General features: G+C 63.3%; 12 protein-coding genes, 2 pseudogenes and 1 other annotated feature. Of the genes and pseudogenes, 9 read left to right on the top strand and 5 right to left on the bottom strand.

Annotation, left to right across the window (positions count from 1 at the left end):
- Positions 1-7: 7 nt before the first annotated feature.
- Entirely contained in the window at positions 8-904 is an 897-nt protein-coding gene (locus tag A2G96_RS11725) for a sterol desaturase family protein (protein ID WP_082371464.1), read from the bottom strand.
- A 160-nt stretch (positions 905-1,064) separates the two neighbouring features.
- On the opposite strand from A2G96_RS11725, the gene A2G96_RS11720 reads away from it, so the two are divergent.
- The 7 genes and pseudogenes from A2G96_RS11720 (at position 1,065) to A2G96_RS11685 (ending at position 8,885) form a co-directional block, all read left to right on the top strand.
- On the top strand, positions 1,065-1,697 hold the full coding sequence (locus A2G96_RS11720; RefSeq protein ID WP_053821792.1) for a cation efflux transmembrane domain-containing protein: 633 nt from the start codon (positions 1,065-1,067) through the stop codon (positions 1,695-1,697).
- 78 nt (positions 1,698-1,775) lie between these two features.
- Positions 1,776-4,811 (top strand): heavy metal translocating P-type ATPase, encoded by a 3,036-nt coding sequence (locus A2G96_RS11715; protein WP_170265910.1) that lies wholly within the window; start codon positions 1,776-1,778, stop codon positions 4,809-4,811.
- A complete protein-coding gene (gene lspA, locus A2G96_RS11710; RefSeq protein WP_053821794.1) occupies positions 4,801-5,295 on the top strand; it encodes a signal peptidase II in 495 nt (164 codons plus the stop codon). The genes A2G96_RS11715 and lspA overlap by 11 nt, the downstream gene beginning before the upstream one ends.
- Complete coding sequence (locus A2G96_RS11705) at positions 5,252-6,115, top strand: helix-turn-helix transcriptional regulator (RefSeq protein WP_082371465.1); 864 nt, start codon at positions 5,252-5,254, stop codon at positions 6,113-6,115. Before lspA ends, A2G96_RS11705 begins: the two co-directional genes overlap by 44 nt.
- On the top strand, positions 6,112-6,537 hold the full coding sequence (cadR, locus tag A2G96_RS11700) for a Cd(II)/Pb(II)-responsive transcriptional regulator (RefSeq protein ID WP_053821795.1): 426 nt from the start codon (positions 6,112-6,114) through the stop codon (positions 6,535-6,537). The genes A2G96_RS11705 and cadR overlap by 4 nt, the downstream gene beginning before the upstream one ends.
- Before the next feature lie 680 nt (positions 6,538-7,217).
- Positions 7,218-7,595 (top strand): annotated as a pseudogene (locus A2G96_RS11695) (OmpH/Skp family outer membrane protein); the annotation flags it as partial.
- A 40-nt stretch (positions 7,596-7,635) separates the two neighbouring features.
- Positions 7,636-8,885 (top strand): IS3-like element ISRme15 family transposase gene (locus tag A2G96_RS11685; protein WP_085960508.1). Its coding sequence is split into 2 segments (ribosomal slippage): positions 7,636-7,930 and positions 7,930-8,885, totalling 1,251 coding nucleotides; the frame shifts between segments, so codons are not numbered across the junction.
- Positions 7,929-8,045: a sequence feature (AL1L pseudoknot), on the top strand. It overlaps the preceding gene by 117 nt.
- Here the strand turns inward: A2G96_RS11685 and A2G96_RS34400 are convergent.
- Together A2G96_RS34400 and A2G96_RS32440 are read right to left on the bottom strand one after the other, a co-directional pair.
- Positions 8,776-9,339 (bottom strand): MAPEG family protein, encoded by a 564-nt coding sequence (locus A2G96_RS34400; protein ID WP_417926431.1) that lies wholly within the window; start codon positions 9,337-9,339, stop codon positions 8,776-8,778. The two genes, A2G96_RS11685 and A2G96_RS34400, sit on opposite strands and share 110 nt — an antisense overlap.
- Positions 9,340-9,427: 88 nt before the next feature.
- On the bottom strand, positions 9,428-10,000 hold the full coding sequence (locus tag A2G96_RS32440) for a phosphatase PAP2 family protein (protein WP_115737191.1): 573 nt from the start codon (positions 9,998-10,000) through the stop codon (positions 9,428-9,430).
- Between the two features lie 417 nt (positions 10,001-10,417).
- Here A2G96_RS32440 and A2G96_RS11680 point away from each other — a divergent pair, with 417 nt between their 5' ends.
- Both A2G96_RS11680 and A2G96_RS34100 read left to right on the top strand, forming a co-directional pair.
- Positions 10,418-12,343, top strand: a complete 1,926-nt coding sequence (locus A2G96_RS11680) for a cytochrome c/FTR1 family iron permease (RefSeq protein WP_053823089.1) — start codon at positions 10,418-10,420, stop codon at positions 12,341-12,343.
- A gap of 182 nt (positions 12,344-12,525) precedes the next feature.
- Positions 12,526-12,702 (top strand): annotated as a pseudogene (locus A2G96_RS34100) (DoxX family membrane protein); the annotation flags it as partial.
- Positions 12,703-12,725: 23 nt separating this feature from the next.
- Here the strand turns inward: A2G96_RS34100 and A2G96_RS11675 are convergent.
- Positions 12,726-14,231: a tyrosine-type recombinase/integrase gene (locus A2G96_RS11675; RefSeq protein ID WP_004635319.1), complete on the bottom strand. Its 1,506-nt coding sequence runs from the start codon at positions 14,229-14,231 to the stop codon at positions 12,726-12,728.
- Positions 14,228-15,166, bottom strand: coding sequence for a DNA-binding protein (locus A2G96_RS11670; protein WP_004635320.1), 939 nt, complete (start codon positions 15,164-15,166; stop codon positions 14,228-14,230). Before A2G96_RS11670 ends, A2G96_RS11675 begins: the two co-directional genes overlap by 4 nt.
- Positions 15,167-15,650 lie beyond the last annotated feature (484 nt).

Genomic DNA, 15,650 nt, shown 5'->3' with positions numbered 1-15,650 from the left:
AGCGGCTTTAGACATCAGCATCGCGGCCCTGCGAGACGTCTTCGGTGGCCAGACGAACTTGCGGATCCGGTCGTTCAAACGGATAAATCAGTTGCTCGCCGTAGCGGTGCGGCACCGGGTCGCCTTCGATGCCGATTGCGCCCAGTGGCGCCTGCGGTTGATAGAAGGTACCGAAGAGGTGGTCCCATACCAGCCAGAACTCCCCGAAATTGACCTGCGCGTCCGCGAAGCGCTCCCGATGGTGCCAGCGATGGAGTTCTGCCACGCCTAACATATACCGCACCGGCCCCAGGCTATAGTCCAGGTTGGCATGCTGGAATGCCAGATGGACCGCCAGGATTGCGAACCAGCCGGCCACTACCTCGGCCGGCGCGCCTAGTATGCCCAGGACCAGTAAGCCCGGACCCGCCATCAGGGCTGCATGCAGCGGGTGGCGGCGTTCCCCGTTTAGCCAGTAGAGCCGCCGCGACGAATGATGAATGCTGTGCAGCCGCCACAGAAAGCCGTAGTGGTGGCTGAGCCGATGGACGGCATACAGCGACAGGTCCAGTGGCGCCCCTGCGAGTAATACCTGCAACAAGTATGGCCATTCCGCAGGCCACCATAGCTTGGGCCAACCCGTTCCTTCCCGCAGCACCACGAACCCCAGCACGGCACCGTGCATCACGGCCAAATTCACAACGGCATGGGCGACATCCGCCGGAAAGTCGAGATCCCGCTTTTGCCACCGTGCATCGAACGGGACAATGCGCTCCAGCCAAGCAACAAGAAATAGCCCGGCGGCGGCCCACAACGCCAGCCAAGCCAGCGGCGTGCCGTGGGATGGGGCGACCGAAACCCCTGTGATTACCAGGGCCATGATGGTCGGATAGGCGCCGTACCGCACCACAGAACGCGCTGTCATTGCGACTCCAGAGTTCAATTTCCTCCAGTTTCTCCAAGCGACAGACAGCTAGCTTGAATAAACATGCTGTGTGCGGGCGACGTCTTGACTCTATAGCAGGTACGGGGTGTGAAATTACTCAGATCTTCTGTGGAAACAGGCGGGTTAACAAAGGAGTTGCATGAACGACCACTTCCCCGACAAAGAACGCCTTGACCTCGACGCGAGTCAGGCGGCCGACCGCCGGATTCTGTGGCTGGTACTACTGATTAATGTCAGCCAATGTCTGGCAGGTATGGGCGTGGGCCTTTGGGCGGCGTCCACGGCGGTGCTTGGTGCGGCTCTGGACAACCTTGCCGACGCGTTGGTGTATGGCGTCAGCCTGTACGCCGTCGGCCGATCGCGAGCCATCAAGGTGCGGGCAGCGCGGCTATCGGGGTGGCTTTTGATTGGGCTGGCCCTGATGCTATGCGTGGAAGTCCTGCGCCGGTTCTTTGGCGGCGAGGCGCCATTGGGGCCGGCGATGATGGTCATGGCAGCGATCAATGCGGCGCTGAACATTATTTGCTTGCGCTTACTGAAACGCCACCGCGGGGAAGACGTCAACTTCAAGGCTTCCGCCATATTCACCAGCAACGACTCGATTGTGAATCTGGCCATTGTGTTGTCCGGAGCGCTCGTGATGTGGTCGGGCTCCAACCTGCCAGACCTGGTTCTGGGTCTGGTGGTATCTGCGATCGCCGCTAACGGAGGTCGTGAAATCCTGGTTGACGCGACAGAACATGAGGAAAAGGCCCGTTCCGAGGCAACTTAACCTCCGACCAGGAGGCAGAGCCCTTGACTCTGTATCTACTTTAGGGTGTGAAATTCTGACATATACAGAAAGAGGCGAATGATGAAACTCGACCAAGCCCATGCCGAAAGTGATGCGAGATCAACTCAAGAAAGGAAGAAGGCGGAGGACCTGAACGGCGCGACATCCGTCTTCCGCATTCCCAACATGGATTGCCGCAACGAAGAAGCGGCAATCCGTGCACGGCTTGCCAAATTGCCAGCGGTAGAGTCCCTTTCGTTCGACCTTCCCCAGCGCCGCCTCACCGTCCGGCATGGGCTACCGAACCCGGGGCCGTTGCTGGAGGCCCTCCATGAGATCGGCATGCAAGCATCGATGGAGGACGACGGCGAAGCCGCGGGCAACGCCGCTTGCGGATCCGCGTGCGCTGGATCCTGCGCCGGCAGCCAGAGCGCTGCGTTAGAAGAGTCAAAAGACACATTCACGATTCCAAACATGGATTGCCGCTCCGAAGAGGCGGCGATCCGCGCGCGGCTGGAGCCGTTGGCCGGCGTCCGGTCGCTCGAGTTCGACCTACCCGCACGCCAGCTGTCTGTCGTCCACACCTTGTCCTCGGTGGAACCCCTGCTGACGGCGTTGCAATCGATCGGCATGCAGGCAAGGCTGGGCGAAGACACAACTCCTCCGGGCGCGAATTGCGCAGCGACAACGGAGACTGCCTGCGGTCCCTGCGGCACGCCCCCCGTCTCCTTCGTCCCTGCAGCCACGGGCAATACCACGCAGTTCCTGATCACAAACATGGACTGCCCCACCGAGGAAGCTTTGATCCGCAAGCGCCTAGGCAAGGTGGAGGGCATCGAACGCCTCGACTTCGACCTGATGAATCGCCGACTGGAGGTGCAACACCGCCTGCCCGATCCGGCACCGGTCCTCGGCGCACTGCGCGAGATCGGCATGCATGCCACGGTCGAGCGCGAGGCAGGGGCAAGTTCCAAGGGACGAGCCACCTACTTGATCGAAAAGATGGACTGCCCGACCGAAGAGGCGCTGCTGCGCAAGGCGTTGGAAGGCATGCCGGGTGTCAGCAGCCTGCAGTTCAACCTGATGAGCCGGACCCTGACCGTCAGCCATTCGCTGAAGGACGAGGTGCCAATCACAGCGGCCATTGAGCGACTTGGCATGCAGCCGGTGCTGCGCGACCATAGTCGGCCTGCCCCCGCAGTCACGAGGGACTTTGGCACCGGCATTTCGAAGGCGGAGTGGCTGCGCATGGGGGCCGCCGGCGTGCTGGCGGTTGGCGCGGAAGTCCTCACATTCGCCGGGATGGGTGAATCGGCATGGCCGGTGGTGGCCGCGTCGCTGGCGGCCATTGCGTTGGGCGGTATCGAGACCCTGAAGAAAGGCTGGATCGCGCTGCGCACGCTGTCACTGAACATGAACCTCCTGATGACGATTGCCGTCATCGGTGCCGCTTTGATCGGCCAGTGGCCGGAAGCCGCCGTGGTGATCTGGCTGTTCGCCATCGCGGAGATGATCGAAGCGCTAAGCCTGGACCGGGCGCGCAACGCGATTCGCAAGCTGATGGACCTGGCGCCGGAAACCGCACTCGTCCGCCAGGACGACGGTCGCTGGCAAGAGGTCAAGGCCGAGACAGTGCCGCTTGGAGCCGTCGTGCGCGTTCGTCCCGGCGAACGTATCGCCTTGGATGGGGTCGTGGTGTCGGGCGCATCAGCCATCAACCAGGCGCCCATCACCGGCGAAAGCATGCCCGTGGAAAAGAACCCCGGCGACACGGTGTTCGCGGGCACGATCAATGAGCGCGGCACATTGGAATTCGAAGTGCACTCGCGCAAGGGAGAGACCACGCTCGACCGTATCGCGCGCTCGGTCCAGGAAGCCCAAGGCCAGCGCGCGCCGACGCAGCGTTTCGTTGATCGTTTCGCGAGCGTCTATACCCCCTCTGTCTTTGCGCTGGCGATCGCCATTGCCGTGATCCCGCCGCTGTTCTTTGGGGCGCCTTGGTTCGAATGGGTCTACAAGGCGCTGGTGATGCTGGTGATTGCTTGTCCCTGCGCCCTGGTGATCTCGACACCGGTGACGGTCGTCAGCGGCCTGGCTGCGGCCGCGCGGCGTGGCATCCTCGTCAAGGGTGGCCTGTACCTGGAGCAAGGGCGTCTGCTGCGCGCGGTGGCACTGGACAAGACTGGCACCCTTACGCACGGCCGCCCGGCGCTGACCGATACGGTACCGACGGGCGCGCTCTCGGAGACGGAAGTGCTGCGCATTGCCGCCAGCCTGGATGCGTTGTCCGAACATCCAGTGGCCACAGCTATCGTCAACGCCTACGGCGACAAGCCGCACGCCTCAGTGCAACGCTTCGAGGCTCTGGCTGGCCGTGGCGTCAAGGGCGACATCGACGGCCAGACCTACTACGTCGGCAACCACCGCCTGGCAAATGAGCTTGGCGTGGCCAGCGAGCAGGTCCGCAAGCTGCTGGAGAGCCTGGAAGCGCAGGCCAAGACAGCAGTGGTGCTTGCCACCGATAAGCAGGCACTGGGTGTCCTGGCAGTTGCCGACACGGTCCGGGACAGCAGCAAGCGTGCGGTAGCGGCGCTCAAGCAGTTGGGCGTAGAGCCGGTGATGCTTACCGGCGACAACCGCAAGACCGCGGAAGCGGTGGCCGCCCAGGTGGGCATCACCGACGCGCGCGGCGACCTGCTGCCGCACGACAAGTTGGCTGCGATCGCAGAGCTTGGCGCGAAGGCGCCGGTAGGCATGGTCGGGGATGGCGTCAACGATGCGCCCGCGCTGGCCAAATCGAACATCGGCTTTGCGATGGGCGCTGCTGGCACCGACACCGCGATCGAGACCGCCGACGTGGCGCTGATGCAGGACGACCTGCGCAAGCTGCCTGAGTTCATCAAGCTGTCGCGCCGGGTGGGTGGCGTGCTGAAGGCAAACATCGCCTTCGCGATCGGTACCAAGGCGGTCTTCATGGTGCTGGCCTTCACCGGCCATGCCAGCCTGTGGCTCGCGATTCTTGCCGACATGGGCGCAAGCCTGGCCGTGGTGTTCAACGGACTGCGCCTGCTGGGGACCAGCCCCTCCACTGAGAGTGACCACCATGCGGGCTGATCGCAGCATTGGCCTGGGTTTCGTATTGGCGGCCCTTATCGTGGCGATGGATATCGGGACGAAAGTAGCCATCGTGGCCTGGGTCGACTACGGTGCAAGCCTCGACTGGCTGCCCGTCCTCAACGTCGTGCATGTGCTGAACCGAGGTGCCGCCTTCAGTTTTCTGCACGGCGCGGGGGGCTGGCAGCGATATTTTTTCATTGGAATTGCCTTGGCGGCCTCCGCGTTCCTTGTGTACATGATTCGGCGTACTGGTACCACCGATACCGAGCGGATCAGCTACGGACTGATCTTGGGCGGCGCGTTGGCCAATATGATCGACCGGGTCGCACGCGGAGCGGTGGTCGACTGGATCGATCTTCATTGGGGTTCGTACCATTGGCCGGCCTTCAATGTGGCTGACATCGGCATCACACTCGGTGCTGCCTTGATCGTGTTCCATGAGCTCTTCGGCAGAATGCAGGCACGCCCAGCCCGCGGATGAACACGAAGCATCCGACAGGCAGCCGCTGCTGACCATCGGCCGCGGCTGGGCCATTTACATCGGACCGATAGAGGCCGGTCGGTTGCACCGACATCAAGCAGCTCAGTTGGCATGGAGCAAACAGGGGATGTTGCTCCTCGAAGGGGCCTGGGGCGGATTGCAGGCCCCGGGACATTTTCTTGCGGCCGGGGTGCCGCATCGTCTCGTAGCGGCCGGCCCGGTGCGCATGGTGTTTCTCGACCCGACCATGCACAGCGTTTGCCCTACTGGCCGTCGGCCCGCAGCCACGATGGCGCCGAGCCCCGTGCAGGCGGATATGCTGGAACATGAGCTGGACCGCTGGCTGCGAGGCGCAATGCCGTCTGAAACAGCGAATGTGTCACAACCTGCCACGGAGGCTTCGCGTTGGGCTGCGGTCCTCCAGTGGCTGGAAACGTCGCTGGAGGGACCCGTGCATGTCGCACATGCCGCCGACGCCGTAGGCCTGTCGTCCTCCCGTTTCATGCATTGGTTCGCGGAGGCGAGCGGACTGTCGTTCCGGGCGTACGTGCGTTGGTTGCGCCTGCAGCGTGCGGTGCGCACCCTCTCCGATGGTTGTACGCTCACCGAGGCTGCTCATCTCGCCGGCTTCGCCGACAGCGCGCACCTGACGCGCACCTTCGTGTCCACATTCGGAGTCCGGCCAGCGCCGCTGCGTGGCGCTCGGATTGTCTGTACGGCACAGTCCAAACCTCCATTCACACTGCACGGACTTGAATTTGTCGACACCATCCGGCATGGAGGGCGTCAGACAGGAGCCCAACAAAGGGGAAAAGCATGAAGATCGGCAAACTTGCTCAAACCGCCGGCACCACGGTGGAGACTATTCGCTTCTACGAGCATGAAGGCTTACTGCCGGCGCCGGCTCGTTCCTCTGGAAACTACCGACTCTACGCTTCCCAGCACCTTGAGCGGTTGGCGTTCATCCGCCATTGCCGCTCGTTGGACATGACCCTGAACGAGATTCGGTCCTTGCTGCGTCTCAAGGATGCGCCCCACGAGGACTGTGGAGAGGTCAACGTCCTGCTAGAAGGCCACATTCGACACGTGGCGCGCCGCATACAAGAGTTGATGGCATTGGAACGTGACCTGAAGCAATTGCGCAGTCAATGCGGTCTGTCGCGAGAGGCCAAGGACTGCGGCATTCTGGAGGGCCTTACGAAAACAGCCCATCAGACACCACAGCTGTTGGGAGAAGAGTAGGGACGCGGATCCCACGAAGGACTACAGGCAGATCCGCCTTCAGCGAACGCTTTCCTGTCGCCGGCGCTAAGCGGCATGTGCGCCACCCCAAACAGCGCAGGCGGAAGCGTTCCCGACGCGCAAGGCAGCCTCTGCCATAGCCCCGCAGAAAGGCACAGACTCCCAAGTGCGCCTCCCAAGCCGCCAAAACGTCTGCCGGGAAATGCATGCCTGCGACCAGACGCGACCAGCCAACAAGGTCCACGCCAGTTTGGGCTAGCCCCTTCTAGTGCTTCATCTAGCACTGTGTAGCTGCCATAGGGTCAAGGAAAACGCTACGCGTTTGCCGAACTTTTCTCCTGAAGTGCGGCGCGGGTGCTTTGTTCGTAGCAGGCGGCATATATGCGTGCAGCCTTGTCTTGACCCTGTAGCCACTACATGGTGTCAAATCGCACCGACATATCAGCTGACAGGCTGCCAATGAGAGGCGCTGGGCTAAAGGCGACCGGCCATATCATTGGGGCATGCCTCGGCACTGCTCTATAACCTGCCGAGCGCGGGATCCAAGCCGACCGATCCAATGTGCTGCAACATCTTCGATTTCACTACACTCGAGCCCATGAATTTCTGCATGCCAAACGCCACTCCGAGAAGTAACCGGTAACCGCCATACACTCACAAAAGGTACGGCTCCGTCGCTCATGCAAACGCCAACCCCACATCCGAAAACTCTGATAGCGGCGGCGCTGTCCGCCGCCATGCTGTGCGCGGTAGGACCGGTGCTAGCGCAGCCAGCGCGCATTGCCGTAGTCAATTCCGAACTTATTCTGCCGGACTCGTTGCCAGCCAAGCAGGCCCACAACAGGCTTGCACAGGAGTTTTCCACGCGCGACCGTGAACTGCAGGACATGGACCGGAAGACCAGGGCCTTGGCTGACAAGCTCGAGAAGGAAGCGGCCGTGCTCACAGATCTTGACCATCAGCGCCGCCAGCACGAAGTGGCCGAGCTGACCCACGAATTCCAGCGCAAGCAGCGTGGATTCCGAGAGGACTTGCAACAGCGCCGCAACGAGGAACTGAATCGCCCCGGGTTTTGCGGAGGCTCTCACTCTTGAGAGAATGCGAGCCATGAGCAAGAACAACGCAAACAAGTTTTCCCCGGAAGTGCGCGAGCGCGCCGTGCGCCTGGTGCAGGAGTCGCGCGGCGAGTACCCGTCGCTGTGGGTGGCGGTCGAGTCCATCGCGCCCAAGATCGGCTGCTCGGCGCAGACGCTGCTGACCTGGGTCAAGCGCCACGAAGTCGACAGCGGACAGCGCGAAGGCGTCACCACCAGCGAGCGAGAACGCATCAAGGAGTTGGAGCGGGAGAACCGAGAGCTGCGCCGCGCCAACGACATCCTGCGCACTGCCAGCGCTTTTTTCGCGCAGGCGGAGCTCGACCGCAAGCTGAAGTCGTAAACACCTACATCGACCGGCACCGGGAGGTTTACGGGGTCGAGCCGATCTGCAAGGTGTTGCAGGTTGCCTCGTCGGCCTATCGGCGCCATGCCGCACGGCTGCGTGATCCGTCACGGCGCAGCGACCGTGCGCGTCGTGATGAACGGCTCATGCCGCAAGTCCAGCGAGTGTGGCAGGAGAACCATCGCGTCTACGGCGCCGACAAGGTCTGGCGGCAACTGAACCGCGAGGGCGTGACGGTTGCCCGCTGCACGGTCGAGCGATTGATGCGCGCCCAGGGACTGCAAGGTGTGCGGCGCGGCAAGCGGCTGCGAACGACCATCGCTGACGACGCCGCCAGTCGCCCGGTGGATCGCGTCAACCGGCAGTTCCGGGCCGACCGTCCCAATCAGCTCTGGGTCTCGGACTTCACCTACGTCTCGACATGGCAGGGTTGGCTGTACGTGGCCTTCGTCGTCGACGTCTACGCCAGGCGCATCGTCGGCTGGCGCGTGAGCAAATCCATGACGACGGACTTCGTGCTCGATGCGCTGGAGCAGGCCCTATACGCTCGCCAGCCTGGCAACGACGGTTCTCTGACCCACCACTCCGATAGGGGATCGCAGTACGTCAGCATCCGCTATAGCGAACGCCTGGCCGAAGCCGGCATCGAGCCGTCGGTCGGCAGCCGTGGCGACAGTTACGACAACGCCTTGGCCGAGACGATCAATGGCTTGTACAAGGCCGAGCTGATCCATCGCCGCGCGCCTTGGAAAACCAGGGAATCCGTCGAACTGGCAACACTGGAATGGGTCGCTTGGTTCAACCATAAGCGCCTGCACTCATCCATCGGCTATATCCCGCCCGCCGAGGCTGAGGCAAACTACTACAACCAACTCGGCAAAACCGCCGACGAGGCCGTTTTACTTTAACCAAACAGCCTCCGCGAAAACCGGGGCGATTCAGCCGACCGGTAGGATGCCGCGCATAGCCAACCGCGAACGTGATACGACCGAGCAGATACAAGCTCACCAGAATCGGCATCAGCCTAAGTTCGGCGCCATACAGCACTGTCGCAAGAATCAAATGCGCGCCTACCGCCAGTACGGTCTGTTCGAGCGAGTTCTGTAGCACCGCCACGCGCAGCTCAATAGCGGGACTAGGACGCGAAAACGCCGAGCCCTGGATATCGGCTTGCGATAAAAAGCGTCCCTTGCTTACGGCTCTCACGCAATCTGCTAACCATAGGAAAACAGGGAGATCGGCCTTGAGCGCAAACGCGACACGGTCGCCAATACCAAGCTGTCCATCGAGGCCGAACAGAGCGGGGGGAAGCCAGATATAACCCGCGCCAAGAACTACCGCGCAAACTAAGCAGGCAAGCATCGAATCGCGTACGATGCGACGTTGTTGCAGACTCCATGGCATGGTTGCACTCCTCGCCTGTTACCCCGGCACGACGATCCTTGGTACGTTAAGCAGCCCCCTTCAATAACCGGCTCGAAAGAGCCAAACTGCCGAGCGCTACTAACCAGCCCGCCAAGACGTCCGCCGGGAAGTGCATCCCTGTGGCCAAACGTGACCAGCCGACTAGCGCGACATAGGTAAGTAGAGCCGGTCGCCAGTGGGCGCGGACCATTGGCCATAACCCACCAGCAACCAGAGCGGCGTACGTGGAATGTCCACTCGGAAGACTGTAGTGCGTCTCAATTGAACCGATTGAATGCCACAGGTGACCGAACACGGCAGCCGGCCGCGGGAAATCGAAGAGAAACTTTGATGCTCCAACTACAGCAAATGCCATACCGAATGCGACTACAAATCGTGCCAAGTGAGCCTGTAGCTCCAACGAACGATCTACATCCGAGGTTGTTCTTGACCAGACCCAAAAGCCTCCCATGACAACAGGCGCGGTCCAATAGTTGCCCAATAGGTAGCTAAACAGCTTGGCCAAAGGCAAGAACATTGCCGGCGTGCCTTCATTGACCAGTAGGAAGATCTCTCGATTCCAGCCGCTCCAGTCGTAGAGAACAAGTGCCCAACTCATCGGATCACCATCCTCCGCCCCTCGCATCCCACCATACGGTAAGGACTCGCGATATGGGAGCGTTGGGTTCTATTGTTCGCAATCGTGCGAACGCCTGAAAGCCGAGGCGGAGGGTCGCCCGAAGTTGTGCGCACCTCACGTAAGCGCATTGCACCCTCCCGCATCTTGCACGCGGCTGCACTTGGCTCGACCCCATACGAGCAATCCGCCGGAAGTCCCCATCGGTTTGTGTTGCGCTGACTCAAAGTAGGTCGCCAGTATTGACTAACGTTGTTATTTCTACGCCCTCTAGCGGCTATAGAGTCAAGCGCGATTCCCCATACTTCCATCACCAAGATGGGTCGCTCGCGCAAACGATATGAATTACAATCATTCGCATTTGTCCGCGAAAACTGCCGCCCGCCCGGCGTGTTCCTCATGCAAGCCCTGCGCATCCTCTCCCTCGTTCTAGTCTCCTTGGCGCTATCCGTCTCGACGGCTTTGGCCGAGCCTCTATCCACGCAAGACAAGGCCAAGCAAGTCTGGCAATTGCTGGACTACCTTGCCGTTGACTATGGCGGTTCAGTCAACGATGGCCGCATCACCAATGAGGCTGAATATGCCGAGATGCAAGAGTTCGCGCAGACGGTCGCGCGACAGCTAGGCGAATTGCCGCCAGGACCCGCCTCCGAACAACTAGGCAAGGAAGCTGGCGCATTGCGTTTGTCCATCGCAGCGAAGGCCTCGCCAGAAACTGTCGCCGAACTGGCTCGGAAGTTGGCCAGCGGCGTCCTCACAGCCTATCCGGTTCCTATGGCACCAAGCAAGGCGCCTGATTTGCAGAACGGGGCGAAGCTCTATCAAAGCCATTGTGCGTCCTGCCACGGCGTATCCGGTAACGCGGACGGCCCCCTCGCAGCGAAACTCAACCCGCCCCCGATTGCGCTGGCCGACCACGCGCGCGCGCAGGAACGCAGCGTCTTTGCCTTGCAACAGATCATCACGCGCGGCGTGGAGGGAACATCGATGCCGGGCTTTGCCCATCTCTCCGAAGACGACCGATGGGCTCTGGCCTATTTTGCTTCGACGCTGTCTTATTCAGATACTGACCGCCAGGCGGGCGCCAAGCTTTGGACTGCTGAACCGGGGCTGCGCGCGGCGGTTCCCACGCTCGACAAGCTTAGCCAGACCTCGGAGGCGGCACTTGCTAAATTCGTGGGTGCACAGACCTCTCGTGATGGTCTTGCATACCTGCGAAGCTCACCGGACGTACTGGCCGCATCGACCACCGATAGTCTCTCAATCGCCAAGGAAAAGCTGAAGGAAAGTGTCACTGCGCTTGACAAGGGAGACACGCGGGCCGCATCGCAACTGGCTTTGTCCGCATATCTTGATGGGTTCGAACCAGTTGAGCCTGCGTTGGCTGCCAAGAACCAGGCTCTCTTCCTGGACATCGAGAAGACGATGGGACTCTATCGAAATGCCGTCGCGAATGGCCAGGCAGAGCGCGCGCATGACATCGCAGCGCAACTGCAGTCAAGGCTGGACGAGGCGCAGGAAGCGCTCGCAGGCGCCAATGACGCATTCTCGACCTTCCTTGGCGCCTTTACGATCCTGCTTCGTGAAGGGCTTGAAGCGCTGTTGGTAGTCGTAGCCATGCTGGCGTTCCTCAAGAAGGCCAATCGCACTGACGTCCTTCCCTACGTTCACGCGGGTTGGGTCACTGCGCTGGGAGCCGGTGGATTGACGTGGGCGGTAGCTACCTACGTCGTTGATCTGAGCGGCGCTAGTCGCGAAATGACCGAAGGCTTCTCCGCGGTCTTCGCGGCGGTCGTCCTACTCGGCGTCGGCATGTGGATGCACCAGAAGAGTCTGGCGGGACGCTGGCAATCGTACGTGAAGGAAAAGCTGTCGTCGGCATTGAACAGGAAATCGGCGTTTATGCTCTTCCTGCTATCGTTCGTCACGGTCTACCGGGAAGTATTTGAGACCGTGCTCTTCTACGCGGCCCTGTGGTCCGATGGCAACGGTGCCTACATGCTCGCGGGACTCGGTTGCGGTATTGCTGTGCTGGCAGTGATTGCGTTTCTGCTCCTGCGATCGACGGCGCGTTTGCCGATTCGACAATTTTTCGCGTTCAGCTCCGCCTTGGTTGGCGTGCTTGCCGTGGTCCTGATTGGCAAGGGCGTGGCGGCACTGCAGAAAGTTGGCCTGTTGCAAGTGACGCCGCTCTCTATGCCGCGTATCGATGTCTTGGGCGTTTACCCCTCTGTGCAAACCATTGCCGCGCAAGTGGCTATTCTCCTCATCATCGTTGCCAGCGTGACCTATAACTTGCGATCGCAACGTACCGCGAGGGTGTGAGCCCCTGTCAGGCGCGAAGCTTTGTTCGTCGACCATTTCAAAGTCAGCGATTTGGCCCAAATGTGGCGGACTTTTTGCGACTACCTTCCATTCGCGGCAGGATCGATGGACGGCATGGACATGTAGGGCTGCCAAGGATGTCACGCAACTGTCGTGCTGTGCGGGCTGAGAAAAAGCCAACCTTCTGGAACTCGGCGATCGCCAAGCTGGCCAATTGGAATGCCGCCCTCGACCTGTTCCGCGAGGACTACCGGGTGCCGCTGGTGCCCTCGGAGTCTGCGGCCTGCCTGGCGGTGTCAATCGAGCTGACCGCCCCAGCTTTGCTGTTGCTGGGACTGGCGACCCGCGCCGTGGCGATGCGACAAGGCAACGCGCGCTGTCGCTACGGCCCATCATCCGCAAACGTGGCATCGACAAAGGCCCGCAACTGCGTCAGGTCGGTCCTGGCATAGGCCGCCGTGGTCTGCACCGAGGCGTGGCCGAGCAGCGCCTGGGCGGCCGGCAGCGGCACCTGGTGGTCGACCACCAGTGTGCGCGCATAGGCATGGCGCAGCCAGTGCGGGGAGGCCGCGCGCAGTAAGAGCGCCTGCGCCGGCTCGCGCGCCTGCAGACCATCGGCCACGGCCGCAAAGATCGCCTTGACCTCCCGGTACAGGCCTGCCGACTGTAGCGCTTCGCCCTTGTTGCCGTGGATTACAGGCAGCGCCTCGTGCGCCGGCGGCTCGGACGGCAGGCCGCGTGCTTGTCGGTAGGCGCGCAATACCGTCACGCACGGCACCGGCAGCGGAATGGCCCGTGCCTTGCGCCCCTTGCCGCAGACATAGAGCGTCCACCGCCCGGGCGCCTCGGCCTCCAGGCGGGGCAGTGCGATCTCTGTCGACCAGGCCAGTTCCGCCAGGCGCACGCCGGCGTAACGATACAGCGCCCAAATCGCGCGCCGCCGCTGCGCCGCCAGCGTGTTGGTCGTGTTGGCGGCGGCAAACTCCGGCGCCTCAAGCCAGGCATCGCACGCGGCCAGCAGCGCTGGCGGGATCAGCCGCGTCGGCGCGAAGCCGGCCCGGGTGCGGCTGCCGGCGGACAGGCCCGCGGCCGGATTGGCATGCAAGTAGCCGGTGTCGTACCAGTAGCCGTAGAGGCTTGCCACCACCGCCAGCGCGCGCGTGCGGGTCGCTTCTGACAAGGGCGGCGCGGCGTCCTCCCTGCCGGTCTCCCCGTGCTGCAGCGCGTGCCGGTAGCCGAGCAACCGCTGGCGCGTGAGGTCCGAGAGCGGCCCAAGCTCGTGCGCGCCGCACCAGCGCATCAGGCGGCGCAGTTCGGCGCCATAGGCGCGCAACGTGTGGGGCGAGCGCCCGGTTCGGTCGCGCAGGAAGAGCGCCAGCGCCTGTGCATCGTCGGCGGCGCCGAGCGTGTTGGCCGCCGCGTGCGGCTGGGCGAAGCGGCCGGCGCGCGTGAGCCACGCGTGGTCAGCAGGGCCGTAAGCGGCCAGCCACGGGTTCGCCGCGACAGCTCCCCTCGCTTCCGCGGCGGTCGGCACCGTTGCTTCGCTCGCTAAGGCGGCGGTGGACCGGATGCGGCGCCGGTGCGTGTGCAGCAGCCGCGCGAGGACCGTCTCCGGGCGGGGCGCCAGATCCGCCGTCACCGTGCGCAGGCGCCCGCGCTCCCAGTATTCGACTGCCCCATCGTGCGCCAGCAGCAGCTTGAGCACGGTCGGCTGCGCGGCCTTGGCGTCGGCCAGCGAGCCATAGCGGCGCTTGACGCGCGCCAGCGTCCAGTGCGCGTAGACCGGGTGCCCGAGTGCCTCCGCCAGGTAGGCGAGGGCCGCCGCGACGGTGGCCGGCAGTGGGCGCGGCGGCACCGCGCCCGTATCGATCCAGTCGGCCGGCTTCATGACTGGGCGGTCCGCTTGGCGGCCGCCTTGCCCGTCGATCTGGGCACGCGCGTCTTGGCCGCTGGTGGCGCCGCGGCCAGGGTCGCACGCAGCAGCTCGTCGAGCTGGGCGCGCTGGCTGGCGGTGACGGCCTTGAGTGCGCTCGCCTCGCCCGCGGCGGTCTGGCGCGCGGCCCGCTCGCTGGCCAGGTCGGCGTCGAGTCGTGCGCGCTCGTCTTCCAGCGCGGCGATGCGCCGCTCGGCGAATTTGAGTTGGGAGGCCAGTTGCGCGCGCTCGGCCCGCACCGCGTCGCGCTGGTGCGCGGTTTCCTGCAGGAGCTGCTTCGACAGCGCCTCGTAGCGCGCCTGGGTGGTGGCGATCGCCTCGGTGTGGGTGCGCTCGCCCGCCGTGGCGCGCTCCTGGGCGGTCGCCAGCGCCGCCTCGAGCTCGCCCCGGCGTGCGGCTTGCTCATCGGCGCGCGCGCACGCCGCCGCCTGGGCGGCGCACGCTACGGCCAGCGCGGTGTCGCGCGCGGCGAGCTGGCCGCGCACCTCGCTCAGTTCGGCCCGCAGCAGCTCGACCCGCAGTTCGGCCTCGGCGCGGGCGGCCTCGGCGGTGTCGGCTGTGGCTTGCGCCTCGCGCTTCAGGCGCACCACGTCGTCGAGCTGCACCGCGACCGCGGCCTGCCACAGCGCGCGCATCGCTTCGGCGATCTCGACCGGAATCTCGGGCAGGGCGAGGTCGGCCAGGCCCGAGCGCACCACCTCGGCCTCGATCGCGTTGAGCGTACGCGACAGCGTTGCAGGGTCACCGCCGCCCAGGCGGTCACGCAGCTTGCGCACCGACACCACGCGGCGAAAGCGTGCGGCCGTGGGCGGCGCCGCGTCGCCGGCCTCGGTGAGCATGGCCAGCACGGTGGCGCGGATCTGGTCGGGGGTGGCGGCGAGGCGGGGCATGGCAGTTTCCGGAGGCGCATTTCAGCCTATCTTACGCACATACCTAACGTTAGAAAAGCCATTTATGTGTTGCTTGGGAAAACCAAAGACGGATAAATCTAGTTATCTTGCGGAAACAATGGCTTCCAGCCACAGGGCGCGCTTGGCCGCGCGGCGGGGGCGGTCAACGTTCCAAAACCAAGGGGAAAAGGACCAGTCAGCAAGTGACTGATTTGACTAGGGTTTTAGGGTGGGCATCACCCTGGAACCCGCATGGCTGCTACGGGTGGCTACCCCGGTAAATTGCGGCGAAATCAAGGGGACCCCTGATCCAGACATTCGTCTATTCGCTGGCCTGGCCGCATATCCAGTGGGCGGCGATGCTGGTGGTGCGGCTGCGCCCGGGTGCGGGTAACTAGTCGCTGGACGAACTGTAGGGGGCGAGCACTAACCGTCTCGCGCGGCGGCTTGCGAACCATAGGTCGGCCCGCGGCCGGAAAAATGC

The organism is Cupriavidus nantongensis (genome assembly GCF_001598055.1).
In the GTDB taxonomy this organism is placed as follows: domain Bacteria; phylum Pseudomonadota; class Gammaproteobacteria; order Burkholderiales; family Burkholderiaceae; genus Cupriavidus; species Cupriavidus nantongensis.
The sequence above is the reverse complement of the archived record's forward strand: the minus strand, read 5'-3'. Positions and strand labels throughout refer to the sequence as shown.